The organism is Fictibacillus nanhaiensis (assembly GCF_049537595.1).
In the GTDB taxonomy this organism is placed as follows: domain Bacteria; phylum Bacillota; class Bacilli; order Bacillales; family Fictibacillaceae; genus Fictibacillus; species Fictibacillus nanhaiensis_F.
Genome location: NZ_JBMULM010000001.1, coordinates 570,657 through 590,364 on the forward strand (window position 1 = coordinate 570,657; position 19,708 = coordinate 590,364).

The window sequence follows — 19,708 nt, forward strand, 5'->3', positions numbered from 1 at the left end:
TTGTACTTCTCTTAAGAATAAGATGTATAGAGAAAAAGGAGGCAAATTGTATTGTTGAACCCTTTAAAAGGTAAAAGTCATAAAGATGAGTCTTCCTCATTTGCAGGACATCATCACCATCATTATCATGATCTTTGTCTAAAGTACATGGGGCAGAAGGTTACGATCGAACTAAATGATGGGAATGTATATCACGGTCAATTGCATAGCTATGATCAAGATAATATGTATATGATCATGCCAGGTGAGAAAGCTGATCGAAATAGCCGTATCATTTTTGTCGGGCCGTTTTTTCCCGGCTTCGGAGTATTTGGTTTCCCGTTTTACCGAATTCGTCGATTCCGTCCTTATTATTGGTAAAATACAGAAAAAATCCCCATGCAACTTGCATGGGGATTTTCTTATACTTGATATTTATATAACCATAGAATTCCTGATTTTAATAAACGCGGAACTCTTCCAATAAGAGCAGTGCTACCCATCGTACCAAATCCGCTCTTCTTACCAAGAGAGCCCATAACACCTTTTAGTTTGATCTCGTTCATCTCAGGAAGAGGCTGCTCGTTCCAACGAGCCAAAAGAACTTGTGAAATCTGTTCGGCTTGCTCCTCTGCTAATTGTGCACTTGGTGCATACGGGAGGCTCGCGCAATCTCCAACCACATAAACATGCTCTTCAGTTGGAAGGTGATGATGTTCAGTAAGAACAACACGTCCTTGACTGTCTTTTTCTACATCTAAATCACGAACGATTCGGCTCGGTTGTATCCCTGCGGTCCAAACGATAGCATCACACTCTACCTTTTCATCGTGATTATAAAGAGCACCTTCTTCGACTTTTGTTACATTGGAATTATTGATTACTTCAACACCGTGTTCAACAAACCAGTTTTGTACATAGTTGCTTAGTCTCTTCTTATAAGCGGAAAGAATCATATCGCCACGGTCAAAGAGTTTAATCGTAAGATCCGGACGGCTCTCACGAAGTTCAGATGCCAACTCAACTCCTGAAAGACCGGCGCCAACTACTGCAACAACCGCATTAGCATGCAAGTTGTTTAGAATTTGATACGTTTGACGAGACTTATCAATGGTCTGGATGCTAAGCGTAAATTGGTCAGCACCAGGAACGTTATGATATTTGTCTTCACAGCCTAGACCGATAACCAGATCATCATATGAAACGGCATCTTGGTCTTTTAATAGAACTTTCTTTTCTTTTACATCAATTGCAGTAACTTCGCCATATTTAATATTCAGACGTGGGTGGTCTGGAAAAGTTACACGAACATGATGGTCAGATATCGTACCTGCAGCAAGTGCGTAGTATTCAGTCTTTAAACAATGATAAGGCACACGATCAATAAGCGTAAGCTGAATGTTTTCAGGGAGGTCTGAGGAATTAAGAAGTCTCTTTAGAACACGCATATTTCCATATCCTCCGCCAAGTAAAACGAGGTGTTTCATTTGTCATTTCCCCTTTTCTTTCAAGACAATTCTTATCTGTTTTTAGAATGCTTTATATAAGTAAATAACCTTAACTCGAAATAAGTAAACGATTACACGTTTTTGACATGTTTAAGTATAGCACTTTGCAACAATTTCACAACTCTTTTATGGAAAAAACACAGGAAGAATGAGTGTTTACATTGACTACAACAATAGAAACCGTTAGGATGGATTCATCAAGAGGTGAAGAATTAAATGAGACCGATTATAGAGTTTTGTGTAAGTAATTTAGCAAGTGGTGCACAAAAAGCGCTCGAAGAACTTGAGAAAGACTATGATCTAGACGTAATTGAGTATGGGTGTCTAGGCTATTGTGGACACTGTGCCAAATCGATGTTTGCTCTCGTAAACGGAGATATCGTTCATGGAGAAACCTCAGATGAACTTGTTAAAAATATATACACTCATATAGAAGAAAACGGAATGTTTTAAGAGGCAGCTATTCAAAAAATGGATAGCTGCTTTTTTCATGGATAAGGACTGTACGATTGGGAAAAATATCTAGCATATAATTTTTTGAAAAACGATTGCATTTTTGTCGAAATTTGTTACATTAGAAAAGGGTCAGTCATTGGATGTCTGACAACTAACGTGCTAATAGTAAGCGTTTTCTTCCAAATTACAAAAGGGGTGTACGAATATGCAAATTTTATGGGGATTAGGTGGTATGCTCGTTCTTCTTGTAATCGCATTCTTACTTTCTCAAAACAAGAAAGCGATTAATTGGAGAACAGTAATTGGTGCACTAGCAATTCAAGTTGCTTTTGCATTGATCGTTCTTAAATGGGATGCTGGGAAAAAAGCATTGCAAGGCGTCTCACAAAAAGTTTCAAACGTTGTTGCTTACGCAAACGAAGGGATCACTTTCTTGTTTGGAAGTATGATTCCAGCAGAAGGAAAAGGCTTTATCTTTGCGTTTCAAGTTTTAACCGTTATTATTTTCTTCTCTTCTCTAATTTCCGTTCTTTACTATCTAGGTATCATGCAATGGGTGGTAAGAATTTTAGGAGGAGCTTTATCTAAACTTTTAAAAACAAGTAAAGCAGAATCAATGAGTGCTACTGCAAATATTTTCTTAGGTCAGACAGAAGCACCTCTAGTTATTCGTCCATATATGAACCGTCTTACTCAATCTGAACTTTTTGCTGTAATGGTAGGTGGACTTGCATCAGTAGCAGGTTCTGTATTAATTGGTTACTACCTATTAGGTGTACCTCTAGAGTACTTGATCGCAGCAAGCTTTATGTGTGCTCCTGCAGGACTTGCGATTGCTAAAATCATTGTTCCTGAAACAGAAGAGCCTGAAACTATGGGTGAGATCAAATTAGAACGTGACAAAGATACAGTAAACGTTATCGACGCAGCAGCAAAAGGTGCTGGAGATGGACTTCAGATCGCACTTAACGTTGGAGCAATGTTACTAGCTTTCATCGCACTTATCGCTCTAGTAAACGGTATCCTTGGCGGTATCGGTGGCTGGTTCGGTTATGAGATCACACTTCAACAAATTCTAGGTTATATTTTCGCTCCAATCGCATTTGTAATTGGTGTACCTTGGGAAGAAGCAGTTAAAGCTGGTACGTTTATCGGTCAAAAGATCGTATTGAACGAGTTCGTTGCTTATTCTTCATTCGCACCTCAAATTCCAGACTTAATGCCGAAAACGGTAGCGGTTGTAAGTTTCGCACTATGTGGTTTCGCGAACCTTTCATCGATCGCAATCCTTTTAGGTGGTCTTGGAGCAATGGCGCCTAGCCGTCGTCCAGACATCGCAAGACTTGGAATGCGTGCTGTAATCGCAGCTACAATCGCTAACTTACTAAGCGGTGCAATCGCAGGTATGTTTATTTTATAAGAATGGTTTGATTTTAAGATGTTCAAGCTGATGCTTGAGCATCTTTTTTAATAGGGAGAGGGTTCCTAAAGCGTAAGATGAAGAATACCTGCGAGGGTATCTTCATCTTAGTATTAAGTCTGAATGAACAAGATTAGGTGGAAATGAGAGTTAATTAAGTCGTAACGATACTCAATTAAGTCGAAATTCTAAAATAAAGGCATTTCGCTAAATTTCGACAACCGATTTGGCATCTAGCCAACCGATATACCCCTACGATAAACAATAAAAAAACCGCAGTGGGAATCCCGAACTGCGGTTTAATCTATTTAAGCCTGCTGAGCGATCTGTTTCATCACCCATGGCTGCATTCGGTTGTATAATGCTACGAACAACAGTGTAATTATCGTACCTTTTATCAAGTTAAACGGTGTTATACCTTTTAATATAAGATCAAGCATCATCTGGCTAGACATCGGATCAGCACCAAGGAACCACGTGTATGCTGGTAAGATGATCAGGTAGTTGAGCAGTCCCATCATAAATGTCATCAAAACCGTTCCTAAGATCAAGCCCGCTGAAAGACGTTTAACAGAATTCTTTTTGCGGAATAAGTAGGATACTGGAAGAATGAAAAGAATACCGGCTACAAAGTTTGCTATTTGACCAACTGGTACTCCTGTAAAGCTCCCTACAATTCCGTAGTGTAGAACATTTTTTATGGCTTCAACCATAATACCTGCCGCTGGTCCGAAGATGATCGCGGCTAGAAGTGCAGGTACCTCACTAAAGTCAATCTTTAAGAATGGAGGTAACCCTGGGAACGGAAAGTCGAGCATCATCAGCACATAAGCAATCGTACTAAGCATCGATACCGCTACCATTTGTTTAATCTTTCCCTTTTGCATTGAAATCTCTCCTCTTTTGTGTTGCGCCATCTCATGATTTCGAATGCAGCACAGCCTGATTATCACAAAAACAAAAAATCCTTAGTCAGTAAATGAGACTAAGGGAGTTTGTGAGTATGATAAACAGCATGTAAAAGATGCACAGTTAAATGGCATGCTTAAACAAAGGGTTCTATTTAAGGATAAATTGAACCGCTGTACCTACATCTTCTCCCATCCAGACTATACTGTCGGCTCTGGAATTACACCAGATCAGCAAAAAATTACATCGATGCGATGTCTAGCCTCAATCAACCAGACACTCGAGGTCACTTACCTCTAGCCCTAAGACACAAAAAGCGTGTCTTTGGTCAAGAGTTAAGTGCTGGTCGTGTCTAAACGGTTGTTTCGGCTTTTCTAAGCTCACGGGCTGATGAAGAGGGAATCTTCAAATACCGCCGGTCGGGAATTTCACCCTGCCCCGAAGATGGATCGCTATTGTATTTTATTACATCACCTATTATACTTTAAAAAATGTAAGTTGTGAACGAATATGCAATAACCATACCTTCCAAATAGAGGATGAATCGATATGAAGTTAACATTTGAATATACATGGCCATATGAAAGAATGATGAAAGATATCTATATTTCGGAGTGTCCGTTCTGCCAACAAGACAATGTTTTGACTTCATTTAAAGAAGAACAACTGAGTCTGGCTCAAGAAGGGATCAAGCAAATCCTTATCATGCCTTGCTGTCACGGCAAGTTAACGATACTGAACGCAGACGATGACTATTTTTATACGGACGAAAAACTAAGAGGTCAATCATAAGGAGCAGGGTTAAAGCAATGGATACATTGAAATTCACAAAGATGCATGGATTAGGCAATAACTACATCTATATAAACATGTTTGAAGAGTCGATTGATGAGGCTGATCTGTCTAGTTTAGCAAGAGCGGTTTCGAATCCTTACACAGGTATCGGATCAGATGGAATGATACTTATCTGCCCAAGCAAATTAGCGCCAGTTAAGATGCGAATCTTTAATAATGATGGTTCTGAAGCTAAAAACTGTGGAAACGGACTTCGTTGTGTAGCTAAATATGCATATGAAAACATCTTAGTTAAAGAAAAAGAATTTCAGATTGAAACACTTGGTGGATTAGTAACTGCTAAAGTAACAACAGATAACAACAACAAAGTATCACTCGTTACGGTTAATATGGGTAATCCGATCCTGCAACCTCAACAAATTCCTGTAACCGGATTTAATCACCTTCAGCAGGTAGTGAATGAAGAAGTATCTTTTGACGGAACACCTTTAAAACTAACTGCTGTATCAATGGGTAATCCGCATGCGGTATTCTTTGTAGATAGCATTGAGGAGGCACCCTTACATTCCCTAGGTCCTATAATCGAAAAAGACAGCATGTTTCCAGATTGGGTAAACGCAGAGTTTGTTGAAGTGGTGTCAAACAGTGAAATGCACTTTAGGGTTTGGGAAAGAGGATCGGGTATTACACAAGCATGTGGTACGGGAGCATGTGCAGCAGCTGTAGCCGCTGTTCTAAACAAAAAAGCAGAAAGAAATACAGACATTACCGTTCACTTAGCAGGCGGTGATCTTATCATTAATTGGAAAGATGATGGAGATGTTTGGATGACTGGTCCAGCTGAAATAATCTGTACGGGTGAATATCATAATAACAGATAGAGGGTGCAGAGGATTAGTTTGCACTTACCAAAAAAAGAAAGCAGAGATGCTTTCTTTTTTTAGTCGTTAACCTCAGCCTGCTCACGATGGTGAACGATTTTGTCAGTATGTTCAATTCCCCATTGAAGCATGGATTTTATAATAGGAATCAATGTTTCACCAAACGAAGTTAAAGAATATTCCACTTTTGGAGGGACTTGTTTATAAACTTCTCGGTGTATGATTCCGTCACGCTCTAATTCACGTAATTGCAGGGTAAGCATCCTCTGTGTAATTCCAGGTACAAGACGCTTTAGTTCATTAAATCGTATCTCTCCATCGATTAAGTGATACAAAATTACGCTTTTCCACTTACCACCGATAATATCTAGAGTCGCTTCGACTGGACAGGAATAGCCGTGAGATTGCCAATTAGATATGTCGAATTGCTGTTTGCTAGTCATAGAAATGCTCCTTTAGTATAAAAAATGATACTATGACACAAAAATGTGCGTACTTTTCATTTTTGTTATTACTTTTATAATAAAGCGTGTAGGGTGAAAAAACAACTTATTTACATTCATAAATATTGAAGGGGCGATAAATCACCATGAATAAAGAAGCTAAAAAACAAGAGATCTTAGAGGCATTCCAGTTTAGACATGCGACAAAGGAATTTGATCCAGAGAAGAAAATTTCAGATGACGACTTTGCATTTATTTTAGAAACAGGACGTCTTTCGCCGAGTTCGTTTGGTTTTGAGCCTTGGCGTTTTGTTGTTATTCAAGACCAAGCGTTACGCGAACAGTTGAAACCTGTTTCTTGGGGTGCACAAAAGCAATTACCGACAGCGAGTCACTATGTCGTGATGCTCGCAAGAACTGCAGAAGATATGGTTTACGATTCAGAATACATTGAGCATATGATGACAGAAGTGAAGAATCTTCCGGAAGAAGCATATGAAGCGATCAGTGGGTTCTACAAGACATTCTTAGAATCTGACTTTAAGCTTCTTGGAAACGATCGTGCTATGTTCGATTGGGCGGCAAAACAAGTCTATATTGCACTAGGAAATATGATGACAGCAGCTGCACAGATTGGTATTGATTCTTGCCCGATTGAAGGATTTGATCAAGAGAAAGTACAGGCTATCTTAGAAAAAGAAGGTGTGCTTGAAGACGGGAACTTCGAAGTAGCGGTTATGGTAGGATTCGGTTATCGCGTAAACGAGCCTCGTCCAAAAGTTCGTCAAAATATGGACGATGTTGTGAAATGGATTAAGTAATGGACAGAAAAAAAGTGGAGGCACATTGGCCTCCACTTTTTAGTATTTTTGGATGATATTATAGAATGTATCGCGTTCTACAGGCACTTTGTTAGCTGTTTTGATTAAATGTACAAGTTCTTTACGCGTGATACCTGACGATGTTAATGCTCCAACAGCATGAGAGATACGTTCTTCGATCAACGTTCCGTGAATGTCACTAGAACCGAACGTTAATGCCATTTGAGTTAACTGAACGCCAATGTTGATCCAATACGCTTTGATATGGTCAAAATTATCTAGCATGAGTCGGCTTATCGCGATTGTTCTCATGTCATCAAAAGCGGAAGTTCTTCTCATCAACCCCATTGATTGTGTACGAGGCTGCATAGCTAGCGGTATAAATACCATGAATCCGTTCGTTGAATCTTGAAGTTGACGCAAGCGGTCCATATGAATGAGACGTTCTTCTTTCGTCTCAATAGATCCGTACAACATGGTTGCATGAGTTTTTAACCCTAATCCATGAGCGATTTCGTGTGCTTCTAGCCACTGATCAGTCGATGCTTTGTCTGGGCTCATTTTTAAACGGTAACGTTCTGTAAGGATTTCAGCACCACCGCCTGGCATCGTATCAAGACCCGCTTTAATCAATTCTTCTAATACTTCCTTCATTGAAAGTCCAGCGATTCTAGAGAAGAATTCGATCTCGGCACCTGTATATGCTTTAACCGTGACTTGCGGATAATGTTTCTTTAAAGTACGGATCGTATCTAGATAATAATCGAATGGCACTTCATGATTGTGGCCACCTACGATGTGAAACTCTCGAATATTATCGTTCCACCGCTTTTCAACATAGCTCAACAACTGCTCATCGTTCATTGTATAAGCGCCTTCTTCACCAGGCTTACGCTTAAATCCACAGAAACTACAAGTGGCTTCACAAACGTTTGTTGGATTGATATACAAGTTTTCGATAAAATAAACGTGGTCCCCGTTCTTACGCGTGTTTACCTCATTTGCTAAGGAAGCAACGCTCAAAAGATCGTTCGTTTCATAAAGATATAATCCGTCTTCAATAGAAAGACGCTCACCGTGAGTAACCTTCTCAGCGATTGCCTCCATGCGCGTATCTAGCGTTAATATATTTGCCATTACTAATCCCCCTAATTTTTCAAATGAAATGTTCGGATGATGTACACAATTTTTTAAGAGATAGGCATAAAGCGACACTCTCTCTTTACCAAATTTATACGAATACTTATGTATTATGAAAATTCAATACATGTCTTAATTGCATAATCATTATAATCCTATTCAAACTGTACGACAAGGGAAGCTGCTTTTTACAGGTAGGTTGTATATAAAAAGTTTTGTTTTTTTACGAGCGACTCGTTGTCTAATAAATAGAAAAAATGTAAAATAAAAGGAACGGATATGTTGAAAACAAAGAGTGGAGTGACAAAAATGAAAGCCACAATACCAGCCACTAGACTTGAGAAGATCGAACAATTAGAGGCATTGCGTAATAAAATGATACAGGCGGCGAACGCGTTAGGTCTGCAGCATCCCATGGTGCTAAATTATAGTAGAAAAATTGATGAGACACATAATAAGATCATGGAGATGCAGCAAAAAGATAATTAATGTAAAGCCGATTCCTTGAGGGCTTATTTAAGAGTCGTTATACTATAGATATAGATCCTTATTAGAGGAGTGATCATGATGATCGTTGAAATAACAGAGAGTGCAGCGAGTAGAATTAAAGAGATGCTTGCTGATGAAGAAGATCAAAATCAATTTCTCCGTGTAGCAGTAAAAGGCGGAGGATGCACAGGTCTTTCTTATGGGATGGGTTTTGATAGTGATAAGAGTGACTCAGACCAAGAAGAGATCATTGAAGGAATTCGCGTAGTAGTGGATGAAGAAAGTGCGAAAGTTCTAAAAGGAACGGTTGTTGACTTTAAACAGAACATGATGGGTGGAGGGTTTACGATTACAAACCCGAACGCAATCGCGTCATGCGGCTGTGGATCATCATTCCGTACAGCAACAAACGCTGGAACACCAGAAGAGTGTTAACACAACTAAAAAAGCTCCTGCCTCTAGAAAAAGAGGCAGGAGCTTTTTTTGAGCTAAAGAACATTAAAGATAAAAAGTACGCCAAGTATATCTGATAAGACAGCAGCACTAATAAGTAAAACTTTCTTTTGCTTTTGTTGCTCTCTTAAACCAAGTGGCATCAAAAAGGTACCCAGTATAAAGAAAACAATTCCAAGAATTAAGTTTGTTTCCATTATGTAATTCTCCTTATCTATAAAAGGATAAAAGAAAACCCGGTGCGCCAACACCGGGTAAAAAGTTCATATCAGTCAGCGGCACTTGTCCGCCTCACAACAATAATAACAAATGAGATGTTTATTATCTATAGCAATTTATTCCACCGTGTATTTTTCTAGCTCTTGCAATAACTCTGTTAAACGTGGAAGTTCTCTTTTCGAATCTTCTAGAAAGGATTCGTCTGTGATATGTAACTGATTGATGATCCTTTGCATCTCTTGAAGGCAGTCAGCGACATGCATTTCTTCTTCAGTAAACTGTCTGTTCATTTTCTACTTTCTCCTTTAAAACAATAGGTACTTGATTAAAAAAATGAATTGGCGCAGGAACTCTCCCTGCGCCAACTTAAGTTTAGAATAAGCTTGTGCTATGCAAAGGTTGCGTCTTCGCGTTTGGATCAATATAGGATTTTGCATTGTTAATCGCTGTAGGCGCTTCTCCGAAACCTGAAGCGATCAACTTTACTTTGCCATCGTACGTACATACATCACCAGCTGCATAAATTCCTTTAATGTTTGTTTCCATCTTGGAATTTACAACAATTGAATTCTTTTGTATATCTAAGCCCCACGTTTTAATTGGACCGAGAGACGAGATAAAACCATAGTTTACGACAACAGCATCCACTTCAACCGTTTCTTTAATATCCCCATTTTCTAGAACAACGGCTGAGATTGTATCTCCATCACCGATCAGCTCTTTTATTTGATAAGGTGTTTTAACAGAAACTTTTGAATTCATCAGTTGCTCAACACTATGTTCGTGTGCACGAAACTTATCACGTCTATGGGTTAAAGTAATTTCTGGACAGATAGGTTCAAGCATTAATGACCAATCAAGAGCAGAATCTCCTCCGCCACAAACTAATACACGTTTTCCTGCGAATGCGTTCAGATCATTCACAAAATAATGCAGATTTTTGCCTTCGTATTGTTGAGCAGTTGCTAGTTCTAAACGACGAGGTTGAAATGCACCTACGCCAGCCGTAATCAATACTGCCTTACTGTAATGAACATTTTTATCTGTTGTTAATTCAAAGATCTCTTCATTTTTTTCAACGTTTTGCACTGATTCCTCTAATACCACTGTTGGGTTGAACTGCATCGCTTGCTCTTTCAGGTTATTAACGAGATCTTGAGCAAGTACTTTGGGAAACCCGGCAACATCATATATGTACTTTTCTGGATAAAGAGCAGATAACTGACCGCCCAGTTGAGGCATGCTCTCAATGATCTTCACCTTCATCTGACGCATGCCACCATAGAATGCAGCAAACAAGCCTGAAGGTCCTCCACCAATAATTGTGATATCATAAATTTCTTTTGTCATAACTTTCACCTCTTCTAGATTTATGACTGATGAACATGTAATATGTTCTGACCAGAACGTAGTATCTCTCATTTTACATTCTTGAAGGAAGCCCAAAGTCCTCTTTTTGTTTGTAGATTTTGACAATCGAGACAATGATAAGAAAGGCAAACTCCACAAGAATTTGAAACATCATCATATCGAAAAAAGGGTTGAAAAAACAAGAAAAAAGGAATAAGATGAGGGTGTATGGTTAAAAAATGTCGAAATTTCGAACGTTTTTTGCATTTATTTATATCTTATTACGTGAAATATATCACAATCTATTCCTTTCCATCATATTTAATGATTGAAAAGGTCAAACTAAAAAAAATGAGAACTGGAAGTGAATTTAAATGAGTAAGCCAAAAATTCTAATATTAGGCGGCGGCTACGGCGGAATCATGTCAGCTGTACGTTTACAAAAAGAGCTAGGTTCTGACGAAGCTGAGATCACCTTAGTAAATAAGCACAACTATCATTACCAAACAACGTGGCTTCATGAGAACGCAGCTGGAACTTTACATCATGACAAAACACGTATCATGATCGATAACATTATCGACATGAACAAAGTGAACTTTGTTCAAGATACTGTTAAGGAAATCAAGAAAGATGAAAAGTTAGTTATCTTAGATAATCAAGAATTAACATACGACTACTTAATTATTGCTCTTGGTTCTGATCCTGAAACTTTCGGTATCCAAGGTCTTAAAGAAAATGCGTTCAGTATTCGCAGCATCAACTCTGTTCGTAAAATTCGCGAGCATATTGATTATTCTTTTGCTCGTTACAATAACGAAGGACAACCTGATGAACTTATTACAATCGTAGTAGGTGGAGCTGGATTTACAGGAATTGAATTCGTTGGTGAACTTGCTGACCGTGTTCCTGAGCTTTGCCGTGAGTATGATATTCCTCGTGAAAAAGTTCGTATCGTGAACATTGAGGCTGCTCCAACAGTACTTCCTGGATTTGATGAAGAACTTGTTGAGTATGCGATAAATAACCTAGAACGTCGTGGCGTTGAATTCCTTGTAAGCACACCGATCAAAGAGTGTAATGAAGATGGTGTAATTCTTGCAAATGGAGAAGAGATCAAAGCTGCTACAATCGTTTGGACTGGTGGAGTTCGTGGTAACCATTTAGTTGAAGAAGCTGGATTCGAGACAATGCGCGGACGTGTTAAAGTCGACAAAGATCTTCGCATGCCTGGATTTGATTATATTTTTGTTGCAGGAGATTGTGCACTTATCATCGATGAGGAAGCAAACCGTCCATATCCTCCAACAGCTCAAATCGCTATTCAGCAAGCTTACACAATTGGCCGTAACATCAAAGCATTGATGAACGGTGGAAAGCTTGAAGAGTTTAAACCTGATATTAAAGGTACAGTTGCGTCCCTAGGTAAAGGTGAAGCGATTGGTAAAGTTGGAAACAAGAAATTATTCGGTGCAACTGCATCTGCAATGAAAAAAGTAATTGATAACCGTTACCTGTTCTTACTTGGTGGGGTACCGATGGTTATTAAAAAAGGTAAATTAAAACTGTTTTAATGGATAATGGTAAACTAAGAGCAGAAGCGTAAAGCTTCTGTTCTTTTTTATTACATTGGGAAAGGGCGAGCGTGCTAAATGACGAAAAAAGACAGAGGAAACATATGGCTTGCAGCAGCTGGCCTTCTGATTGACGAGGATGGAAGATGGCTTGTTGTGAAAAAGAACTATGGCGGACTTAAGGGGAAATGGTCCATACCAGCTGGCTTTGTAGATGCAGGAGAAACGGTTGACGAGGCTGCTGTTCGTGAAGTTTTTGAAGAGACAGGCATCCTTGGAGAAGTTAGTACCATACTTGGTATACGTTCAGGAGTTATAAAAGAAACAACTAGTGATAATATGGTTGTGTTTTTATTGAAAAAAAAGCAGGGAGACCTTTCACAGCATTCAAGTGAAATTGAAACGGCTGCGTTCATGAAGCCTGAAGAACTAAGAACAGATCCGGATACTTCTCTAATGGTTCATTACTTTATGGATAGAAAAGTGAAGTTTCTAGAAGATACAATTAATCCTGGAGATGTATTTGGTTATACCACTTATAAGATTATGGATTGCAGACAAGAATAGTCAGGTTTTACATATAGAGAGAGTTTCGATCAGAGCCTTCAGTAGAGCTCTGATTATTTTTATAGAGGGAATAACAAAAATGTACGAAATATTCTGAAAATTAAAGAATGTTCATGATGATGACGCTTACATTGCTATATTTCGCTTTAAAACCGGTTTTTCAATCCTTCATTTCCTTGTTATTATTATCTGAAAATTTAAACAAAAAAGAGGGAGTGTTACAACATGAGGAAACATGCGATTCAGAAAAAACATGATCAATGTCCATACTGTGAGGGGAAAGGTTATTTTCAGCTCTTGCTTGGAGGATCTGAAACGTGTGTGGAATGCTGCGGAAGCGGCAAAAAAAGAGCTTAGAACAGTAACGCTCTCAAACACGATTGACGTATATGCCCCCGTTTAGTAAACTAACTTCAGATATATGGGGGTGTCTACATCATGGATTTGCTATTGCCGCAATTCATTATTTCAATGTTGCTTTTTATGGTTCTGTTCTTTGGAATCGGTTTCTTGTTTAACATGCTCTTACGTGCTACTTGGTTTATGGTTATTCTATACCCAATAGTCGTCATAATGATAGTAGATGACATTCGTTTTTTCGAGTATTTTACTAAGCCAGGTACGAGCTTTCAATTACTTGGAAGTGATCTTTTAAATTTATCAGCATCAGATATTACGATACTTGCATTCGGATTGATTGGTGCGATTCTATCCGGAGTTGCTATTAAAATGCTTCGAGTACGCGGTTATCAGATGTTTTAAAAACCTCTTTTTAGGGGTTTTTTTATTTGCACTTTTTTTCCTTTTATTTCAAACGGGTATACATAACAACCAGCCGGGGAAGGAATAGATAGGAGAGGAGTGGACAATTTTTGTTGATTGTAAGAAAAATTGTAAAACGAACCACGATCGTTATCCTATTTATTTGTGCTGTATTTACAACATTTCGTTCCATTTCTGGTGTAGAGGCAGATGATCTAGCGACTTGGTTAGATAAAAAACAATCAGGCAACAAGATTGTTGCGTCAACACTTAGTGTTTTAACAGAGTCTTTAAAGACTTTGCCTACCATTTATAAGCCTAACTTGATGCTTTCATCTGCTGAGGTGAAACAGCGATCTCTTGAAGATGAGATGAACCTTACTCAATATCCTTCTGTTCATGTGACAGCAACAGGCTACACGGCAGGTCAGGAAAGTACAGGTAAGTCGAAAAGTCATCCTGCATACGGAATCACCAAATCTGGATTAAAGGTGAGAAGAGACCTTTACTCTACCATAGCAGCAGATCCAGCAGTTTTTCCGATCGGTACGGTTCTATGGATTCCCGGATACGGATATGGAGTAGTTGCAGATACGGGATCAGCCATTAAAGGGAACAGGTTAGATCTATTCTATAACACGGTAGACGAAGTGTATAAGAAGTGGGGCAAGAAAAATATTGATGTGTATATAGTCGAGCGTGGAGACGGAAAGATTACAGAGAATGAACTGAATGATCTAAACGAAGAAAAGTCCATGCAAGTGTTTAGGCAGCAATACTTATATAAATGATAAAAGCTTCAGGTTTACGTGACCTGAAGCTTCTTTATGTAGCTCTCTTCTTCCTCTGGTAAGAAAGGAGGAAAATCGTTCGGATGTATAAGCGCAGCTAATCGTTTCATACCGATGATTAAGCGTGGTGATGGACGGCAGAAGAGGGACTCCTCAAGTTTGAAGATCTCAGTACGAAGATCAGCCTCCAAATGGTCCCAGCCCTCTCGTTTTTGAATATGTGAAATCTGCATCTTATCTGTTTTAACACCGACCCAAACCATTCCTATGATATCTGGCTTACGGTGAACCACGTCTTCCCATGTTGTTTGTACACTTGCCAATTCTACGTCATGAAACAAGTTTTCTCCGCCAGCAAGATAAGCGATCTCTGTGAGCCAATTCACTTTACCTGGCGTAAAGATGGGCTTTGGCCACCATTCAAAATATACTTTTTTTCTGTTTTTTATGAAGTTGCTTATTTTCTCGTATTGATTGATCTCATTCTTCATCCATTCAGTTACCTTTTTAGCTTCTGCCATCTTATTTGTTCTTTTGCCAAGATCGAGCAGATCTTTTTGGATATCAGTAAGACTTTGAGGATTATAAATGACATGTGGGATCCTGCGTCGTTCCAATTCTTCTATGTTTTTCTCCATTCCAGGTACACTTAAACTGGCTAGTACAAGATCGGGCTCTAGAGATTGAAGTTTGTTCATGTCAATCGATAGATCTGGACCTAATCTCGGAAGTTTTTCGATATCCTTTGGCCAATCTGAAAAGTCATCGACTCCGATCAACTCTGAAGTTAATCCTAAATAATACAACAGTTCGGTGTTACTTGGGCAAATTGAAATGATTCTCAAAGAGAAGAACCTCCTATGATATGAACAACCATGATAAGAGTAATGTTTGAAGAATTCCAAGAAGTCCGCCAAAGAATACTTCACTAGGACGATGTCCAAGAAGTTCTTTTAATTCTTTTCTTTGTTCTTCCACCTTTTTTTCTTGAAATCTCTCTGATTCCCTCACATGGTTTCTGAATTCTTCTACTAAGTCATTCAATACGGCTGCTTGTTCTCCTGCATGCCAACGGATACCTTTTGCATCGTACATGACGATGATTGCAAACATGGCAGCGATGGCGAAGAGAGTTGAACCCATTCCGTGTAAGGCTCCAACGGCGGTAGCTAATGAAGTAACAGCTGCTGAGTGTGAACTAGGCATTCCTCCTGTACTAATAAATAACTCCCATCTAATTTTTCTAGTATGATAAAAATGGATAGGGATTTTTAAGAATTGTGCAGAAAATACACCAAGTAAAGCTGCTATTAATGGGAAGTTCGATAGAATATCTGGCATGAGGATTATCCTTTCAATAGGGTGGTTTATAGTATGGCTGTTTTAGATAGTTGTTACCCGATTTAGGACTAGTTCAATCTTTGCGTAACATGGATTGAAGGAGGAAACAAGAATGGAGTATTTTCCGGAGGAGTATTATGAATTCTTCATTGTTTTTAATGATGGAGATTATTACACAGGTCACGATCTATTAGAAGAAGTGTGGCTCACTGACCGCAGTAACCTGTTTATTAAAGGATTGCTCCAGATGACGGTTGCTATTTATCATTATGAATATGGAAACCTCAAAGGAGCTAGACAAATGATGAGGGTGGCTAAAGGATATCTAACTCCGTATAAACCAATTCATTGGCAGTTGAATGTGGAGAAAGTACTATTATTTATTGAACAGTGCCTTAAAGTTATCCCTAATGATGTGGACAGAGTGGAATTTGAAGAAGTTGTTCAACTGCCTGTTCTTCCAAAACTTTATTTAAATTTAGAAGAATAAAGCGCTGTGAATTCGAAATATTCTAAAAGAAAGAGTATAATGAGAAGCAGAGCTTATAACGAATAAGGGGGAACTTTAACATGTTTACGATCAAACAACTTTGGAATACTAGCGAACAAGAAGAAGTCCTACTGGTCGGTTTATTTCAGGAACCCAAACTTACTGGTGTAATGGCAGATATGGATAAGGAACTAAGTGGAACAATTACTGATCTTATAAAAGAAGGGGATCTTTCAAATCGCCTAAAAAGCATAAAAAAGCTTAATACACTTGGTCAGCTCGGCACGAAAAGAGTTTATTTTGCAGGTCTAGGAAAGCGTGAAGATTTTTCTTATGACAAAGCTAGAAGCACGTTCGGAAGAGCAGTACAAGAAATCACAAAAGAAAAGAGAACACACTTTTCTATATTGCTGGATACGTTCCATACGGACCAGCTTTCGATTGAAAAGCTTGCCCATGCTTTCAGTGAAGCAGCGGGTACAGCAGTTTATAAATTTGAAGACTACAAAAAGAAAACGAATGAACCACAAAAGCGGTTAGAATCTGTAACTGTTTATACAGAAAACAGTGAAGTTGAAGCTGGGCTGACGAGCGGATTTGCTTATGCGAAAGGCATTAACTTTGCTCGAGATCTTGTGAACACACCTGCCAATCTTCTAACACCTACAGATCTTGCTGCTGAAGCAATTGATGTGGCGCTTGAATATGGCATGGAATATGAGATCCTTGAAAAAGAAGACATGGAGAAACTGGGAATGGGAGCGATACTTGCGGTTAGTAAAGGTTCAGATCAGCTTCCTAAATTGATCACGGTAAAATATCAAGGTGGGAAAAAGGAAGATTCTTATGTAGCTTTAGTAGGAAAAGGGTTAACCTTTGATGCGGGAGGTTATTCCATTAAACCTGCTCTCAACATGCATGAGATGAAAAGTGATATGGGCGGAAGTGCAGCAGTATTGGGTGCGATGGAGGCAATCGGTCGATTGAAGCCTGAGATTAATATCATGTTTGTGATTCCATCTTCAGAGAACTTGATCAACGGAGAGGCTATGAAGCCAGGAGACGTGATCACTTCACTGAGTGGAAAGACTATTGAAGTTCGAAACACGGATGCTGAAGGACGTCTCATACTAGCCGATGCGATTACATATGCAAAGGAACAAGGGGCTAAGTATATTGTTGACGTTGCTACTTTAACAGGCGGAGTGGTCGTTGCACTAGGAGATTGTACAACCGGTGCTCTAACAAACAATGAAGAGTTCTATGAACATATTAAGCAATCTGCAGCGGATGAAGCGGAACTATTATGGCTCCTTCCAAGTTTTCAGCCATTTAAAGATATGTTAAAAACAAGTGATGTTGCAGATCTTAACAACTCAACAGGCAGACTTGGTCATGCCATTACAGGTGGATTGTTTGTAGGTGAGTTCGCTGAAAATACGCCTTGGGTCCATTTAGATATAGCAGGTACCGCCTATTCTGGAAGATCCACAGAGTTAGGTCCTAAAGGAGCAACTGGAGTTATGGTTCGAACACTCGTTAACTTCGTAAGAAATTTTAAAGCCTTATAGGAGCGGAAAACTGGTTCTCACTGTTGAGAGCCAGTTTTTGTTTTATGTTTGACAAATCCCCTTTATCCATGTTAATTTGTTAAAGGTTTAACATATTAGTGATTTAGCGAAATAAAGCAATAAAGTTGTTTGAGGAGGAAATGAAATGAATGCTGTAGTATTAGCGGTAGCTGTTATGCTAGTACTTAGCCTTTTACGTATACATGTTGTCGTAGCCTTGCTTATCGGAGCCTTAGTAGGCGGATTTGTTGCAGGAATGGGTTTGACAGAAACTATAACAGTATTTACCGAAGGGTTAGGTTCGAATGCAGTCATCGCATTAAGCTATGCGTTGTTAGGAAGTTTTGCCGTGGCGTTATCTCGCACAGGGCTTCCTAAACTGATGGTAGAAAAAGCAATCGTCTTGGTCGGAAAAGAAGGGGAAACTAAAAAGAAGTCATTATCAAAAGTACTTATCTTATTTATCATCCTTATGATTTCTTCATTCTCCCAAAATTTAATTCCTGTTCATATTGCGATCATTCCAATTTTTATTCCACCATTGCTGCACGTTTTAAATGAACTTCAGCTTGATCGCAGGTTAGTTGCAACTGTCATTACTTTCGGATTGATCACACCTTACATGTGGTTTCCAGTAGGGTTCGGAGGAATCTTTCATGAGATTCTTCAAACAAACATGAAAGATAGTGGACTATCTGTAAAGATGGATCAGATTCCTGCTGCGATGACGATTCCATCTCTAGGAATGATCGTTGGTCTATTGATCGCTGTCTTTATTACGTATCGCAAACCACGTCATTATGAAGATAGAACGGCAGGAATGACAAAAACTGATGATGTATCTTATACGGTTCGTTCGATCTTTGTAGCTGTTTTGGCTATTGTGGCTACCTTGTTTGTACAACTACAAACCGATTCAATGATCTTCGGAGCATTATCAGGTATCATCGTTCTGTATTTTAGCGGACAGCTAAAGTTAAATGCTTCAGATGCCATATTGACTGATGGTATGAAAATGATGTCTTACATTGGATTTGTTATGATCTCTGCCGCTGGTTTTGCAGCCGTGATGCGCGAGACAGGAGAAGTTGAAACATTGGTTAAAGATAGTGCTGCATTTATCGGAAATTCAACTGCTCTCGGCGTACTGTTGATGTTGGTTATCGGATTGCTCGTAACGATGGGGATCGGCTCTTCGTTCTCTACGATTCCAATTATAACAACCATTTTTGTTCCATTAGCTGGAGAATTAGGACTAAGTGTTATGGCGACAATCGCCTTGATTGGTACAGCCGCTGCTCTAGGTGATGCGGGTTCTCCTGCTTCTGACAGTACACTAGGTCCTACTTCTGGTCTGAATGTTGATAATCAGCATAATCACATCTGGGATACGTGTGTACCGACATTTTTACATTACAACATCCCTTTGATCGCTTTTGGATTTATTGCAGCGATGGTTTTATAACGATTCCGTTTTGTAGAGACAGATTTTAAGAATCTGTCTCTTTTATTATTTTTACGAAAAATACACATGCTAAAAACAAGGAGGGAAAGACCATGACAAAACGTAAACACTCTTGGGATGCAGCGAAGAAAAATAATTCAACACCAACTGAAAGCATGACGAATGTAGAGTTTTCTGATGAAAAATTCAGTGATGAACTTCCAAAAAGAGATACACAAAGCCCAAGATCAAAAGGAAAGTAAAAGAAGCTGACTCCAATAAAAATTCGGAGTCAGCTTTTTTTA

Annotated in this window: 26 protein-coding genes; 17 read left to right on the forward strand and 9 right to left on the reverse strand. The window is 39.0% G+C overall.

The features are described 5' to 3' along the window. Positions 1–51: 51 nt before the first annotated feature. Positions 52–360 (forward strand): LSM domain-containing protein, encoded by a 309-nt coding sequence (locus ACOZ9X_RS02760; protein WP_416729392.1) that lies wholly within the window; start codon positions 52–54, stop codon positions 358–360. 41 nt (positions 361–401) lie between these two features. Here the strand turns inward: ACOZ9X_RS02760 and ACOZ9X_RS02765 are convergent, their stop codons facing one another. Beyond that, complete coding sequence (locus ACOZ9X_RS02765; RefSeq protein WP_191752120.1) at positions 402–1,466, reverse strand: NAD(P)/FAD-dependent oxidoreductase; 1,065 nt, start codon at positions 1,464–1,466, stop codon at positions 402–404. A 237-nt stretch (positions 1,467–1,703) separates the two neighbouring features. Here ACOZ9X_RS02765 and ACOZ9X_RS02770 point away from each other — a divergent pair, with 237 nt between their 5' ends. Then, on the forward strand, positions 1,704–1,940 hold the full coding sequence (locus ACOZ9X_RS02770) for a YuzB family protein (protein ID WP_066397251.1): 237 nt from the start codon (positions 1,704–1,706) through the stop codon (positions 1,938–1,940). Between the two features lie 208 nt (positions 1,941–2,148). Continuing rightward, positions 2,149–3,363 carry a NupC/NupG family nucleoside CNT transporter gene (locus tag ACOZ9X_RS02775; protein ID WP_423416934.1) on the forward strand — a complete coding sequence of 405 codons (1,215 nt, stop codon included), beginning with the start codon at positions 2,149–2,151 and terminating at the stop codon, positions 3,361–3,363. Between the two features lie 308 nt (positions 3,364–3,671). Here ACOZ9X_RS02775 and ACOZ9X_RS02780 read toward each other — a convergent pair whose 3' ends face one another. Further along, a complete protein-coding gene (locus tag ACOZ9X_RS02780; protein ID WP_225218677.1) occupies positions 3,672–4,250 on the reverse strand; it encodes an ECF transporter S component in 579 nt (192 codons plus the stop codon). Positions 4,251–4,821: 571 nt separating this feature from the next. Here ACOZ9X_RS02780 and ACOZ9X_RS02785 point away from each other — a divergent pair. Further along, positions 4,822–5,064, forward strand: coding sequence for a hypothetical protein (locus ACOZ9X_RS02785; protein ID WP_144698338.1), 243 nt, complete (start codon positions 4,822–4,824; stop codon positions 5,062–5,064). Between the two features lie 17 nt (positions 5,065–5,081). Beyond that, entirely contained in the window at positions 5,082–5,948 is an 867-nt protein-coding gene (gene dapF / locus ACOZ9X_RS02790) for a diaminopimelate epimerase (RefSeq protein WP_423416935.1), read from the forward strand. Positions 5,949–6,007: 59 nt separating this feature from the next. On the opposite strand, the gene ACOZ9X_RS02795 is transcribed toward dapF, so the two are convergent. Then, positions 6,008–6,391: a winged helix-turn-helix transcriptional regulator gene (locus ACOZ9X_RS02795; protein WP_423416936.1), complete on the reverse strand. Its 384-nt coding sequence runs from the start codon at positions 6,389–6,391 to the stop codon at positions 6,008–6,010. Positions 6,392–6,537: 146 nt separating this feature from the next. On the opposite strand from ACOZ9X_RS02795, the gene ACOZ9X_RS02800 reads away from it, so the two are divergent. After that, positions 6,538–7,212 carry an NAD(P)H-dependent oxidoreductase gene (locus tag ACOZ9X_RS02800; protein ID WP_423416937.1) on the forward strand — a complete coding sequence of 225 codons (675 nt, stop codon included), beginning with the start codon at positions 6,538–6,540 and terminating at the stop codon, positions 7,210–7,212. A gap of 39 nt (positions 7,213–7,251) precedes the next feature. On the opposite strand, the gene mqnE is transcribed toward ACOZ9X_RS02800, so the two are convergent. Continuing rightward, positions 7,252–8,349, reverse strand: coding sequence for an aminofutalosine synthase MqnE (gene mqnE, locus ACOZ9X_RS02805; RefSeq protein ID WP_144698346.1), 1,098 nt, complete (start codon positions 8,347–8,349; stop codon positions 7,252–7,254). Positions 8,350–8,661: 312 nt separating this feature from the next. On the opposite strand from mqnE, the gene ACOZ9X_RS02810 reads away from it, so the two are divergent. Continuing rightward, complete coding sequence (locus ACOZ9X_RS02810; RefSeq protein WP_423416938.1) at positions 8,662–8,841, forward strand: aspartyl-phosphate phosphatase Spo0E family protein; 180 nt, start codon at positions 8,662–8,664, stop codon at positions 8,839–8,841. 78 nt (positions 8,842–8,919) lie between these two features. After that, positions 8,920–9,276 (forward strand): HesB/IscA family protein, encoded by a 357-nt coding sequence (locus tag ACOZ9X_RS02815; RefSeq protein ID WP_144703288.1) that lies wholly within the window; start codon positions 8,920–8,922, stop codon positions 9,274–9,276. Between the two features lie 53 nt (positions 9,277–9,329). On the opposite strand, the gene ACOZ9X_RS02820 is transcribed toward ACOZ9X_RS02815, so the two are convergent. From ACOZ9X_RS02820 to ACOZ9X_RS02830, 3 genes are all read right to left on the reverse strand, one after another. Then, positions 9,330–9,491 carry a hypothetical protein gene (locus ACOZ9X_RS02820; RefSeq protein WP_423416939.1) on the reverse strand — a complete coding sequence of 54 codons (162 nt, stop codon included), beginning with the start codon at positions 9,489–9,491 and terminating at the stop codon, positions 9,330–9,332. A 138-nt stretch (positions 9,492–9,629) separates the two neighbouring features. Further along, complete coding sequence (locus tag ACOZ9X_RS02825) at positions 9,630–9,803, reverse strand: hypothetical protein (RefSeq protein ID WP_423416940.1); 174 nt, start codon at positions 9,801–9,803, stop codon at positions 9,630–9,632. An 82-nt stretch (positions 9,804–9,885) separates the two neighbouring features. Further along, positions 9,886–10,863: an NAD(P)/FAD-dependent oxidoreductase gene (locus ACOZ9X_RS02830; RefSeq protein WP_423416941.1), complete on the reverse strand. Its 978-nt coding sequence runs from the start codon at positions 10,861–10,863 to the stop codon at positions 9,886–9,888. A gap of 374 nt (positions 10,864–11,237) precedes the next feature. Between ACOZ9X_RS02830 and ACOZ9X_RS02835 the strand changes: the two genes are divergently transcribed. From ACOZ9X_RS02835 to ACOZ9X_RS02855, 5 genes are all read left to right on the forward strand, one after another. Further along, complete coding sequence (locus ACOZ9X_RS02835; protein WP_066397232.1) at positions 11,238–12,437, forward strand: NAD(P)/FAD-dependent oxidoreductase; 1,200 nt, start codon at positions 11,238–11,240, stop codon at positions 12,435–12,437. Positions 12,438–12,515: 78 nt separating this feature from the next. Continuing rightward, positions 12,516–13,004 (forward strand): NUDIX domain-containing protein, encoded by a 489-nt coding sequence (locus ACOZ9X_RS02840; RefSeq protein ID WP_423416942.1) that lies wholly within the window; start codon positions 12,516–12,518, stop codon positions 13,002–13,004. Between the two features lie 225 nt (positions 13,005–13,229). Then, positions 13,230–13,361 carry a YuiA family protein gene (locus ACOZ9X_RS02845; protein WP_171005383.1) on the forward strand — a complete coding sequence of 44 codons (132 nt, stop codon included), beginning with the start codon at positions 13,230–13,232 and terminating at the stop codon, positions 13,359–13,361. Between the two features lie 81 nt (positions 13,362–13,442). After that, positions 13,443–13,766: a YuiB family protein gene (locus ACOZ9X_RS02850; protein ID WP_191752108.1), complete on the forward strand. Its 324-nt coding sequence runs from the start codon at positions 13,443–13,445 to the stop codon at positions 13,764–13,766. A 110-nt stretch (positions 13,767–13,876) separates the two neighbouring features. Beyond that, a complete protein-coding gene (locus tag ACOZ9X_RS02855; RefSeq protein WP_423416943.1) occupies positions 13,877–14,557 on the forward strand; it encodes a 3D domain-containing protein in 681 nt (226 codons plus the stop codon). Between the two features lie 14 nt (positions 14,558–14,571). Here the strand turns inward: ACOZ9X_RS02855 and ACOZ9X_RS02860 are convergent, their stop codons facing one another. Beyond that, positions 14,572–15,402, reverse strand: a complete 831-nt coding sequence (locus tag ACOZ9X_RS02860; RefSeq protein ID WP_423416944.1) for a cobalamin-binding protein — start codon at positions 15,400–15,402, stop codon at positions 14,572–14,574. A 13-nt stretch (positions 15,403–15,415) separates the two neighbouring features. After that, positions 15,416–15,898 (reverse strand): divergent PAP2 family protein, encoded by a 483-nt coding sequence (locus tag ACOZ9X_RS02865; protein ID WP_423416945.1) that lies wholly within the window; start codon positions 15,896–15,898, stop codon positions 15,416–15,418. Positions 15,899–16,010: 112 nt separating this feature from the next. Here ACOZ9X_RS02865 and ACOZ9X_RS02870 point away from each other — a divergent pair, with 112 nt between their 5' ends. The 4 genes from ACOZ9X_RS02870 to ACOZ9X_RS02885 all read left to right on the forward strand — a co-directional run bounded on the left by ACOZ9X_RS02870 (position 16,011) and on the right by ACOZ9X_RS02885 (position 19,666). Then, complete coding sequence (locus tag ACOZ9X_RS02870) at positions 16,011–16,388, forward strand: DUF309 domain-containing protein (RefSeq protein WP_423416946.1); 378 nt, start codon at positions 16,011–16,013, stop codon at positions 16,386–16,388. Between the two features lie 80 nt (positions 16,389–16,468). After that, complete coding sequence (locus tag ACOZ9X_RS02875; protein WP_423416947.1) at positions 16,469–17,959, forward strand: leucyl aminopeptidase; 1,491 nt, start codon at positions 16,469–16,471, stop codon at positions 17,957–17,959. 145 nt (positions 17,960–18,104) lie between these two features. Then, positions 18,105–19,424 carry a Na+/H+ antiporter family protein gene (locus tag ACOZ9X_RS02880; protein WP_423416948.1) on the forward strand — a complete coding sequence of 440 codons (1,320 nt, stop codon included), beginning with the start codon at positions 18,105–18,107 and terminating at the stop codon, positions 19,422–19,424. Between the two features lie 92 nt (positions 19,425–19,516). Continuing rightward, positions 19,517–19,666: a hypothetical protein gene (locus ACOZ9X_RS02885; RefSeq protein ID WP_191752102.1), complete on the forward strand. Its 150-nt coding sequence runs from the start codon at positions 19,517–19,519 to the stop codon at positions 19,664–19,666. Positions 19,667–19,708 lie beyond the last annotated feature (42 nt).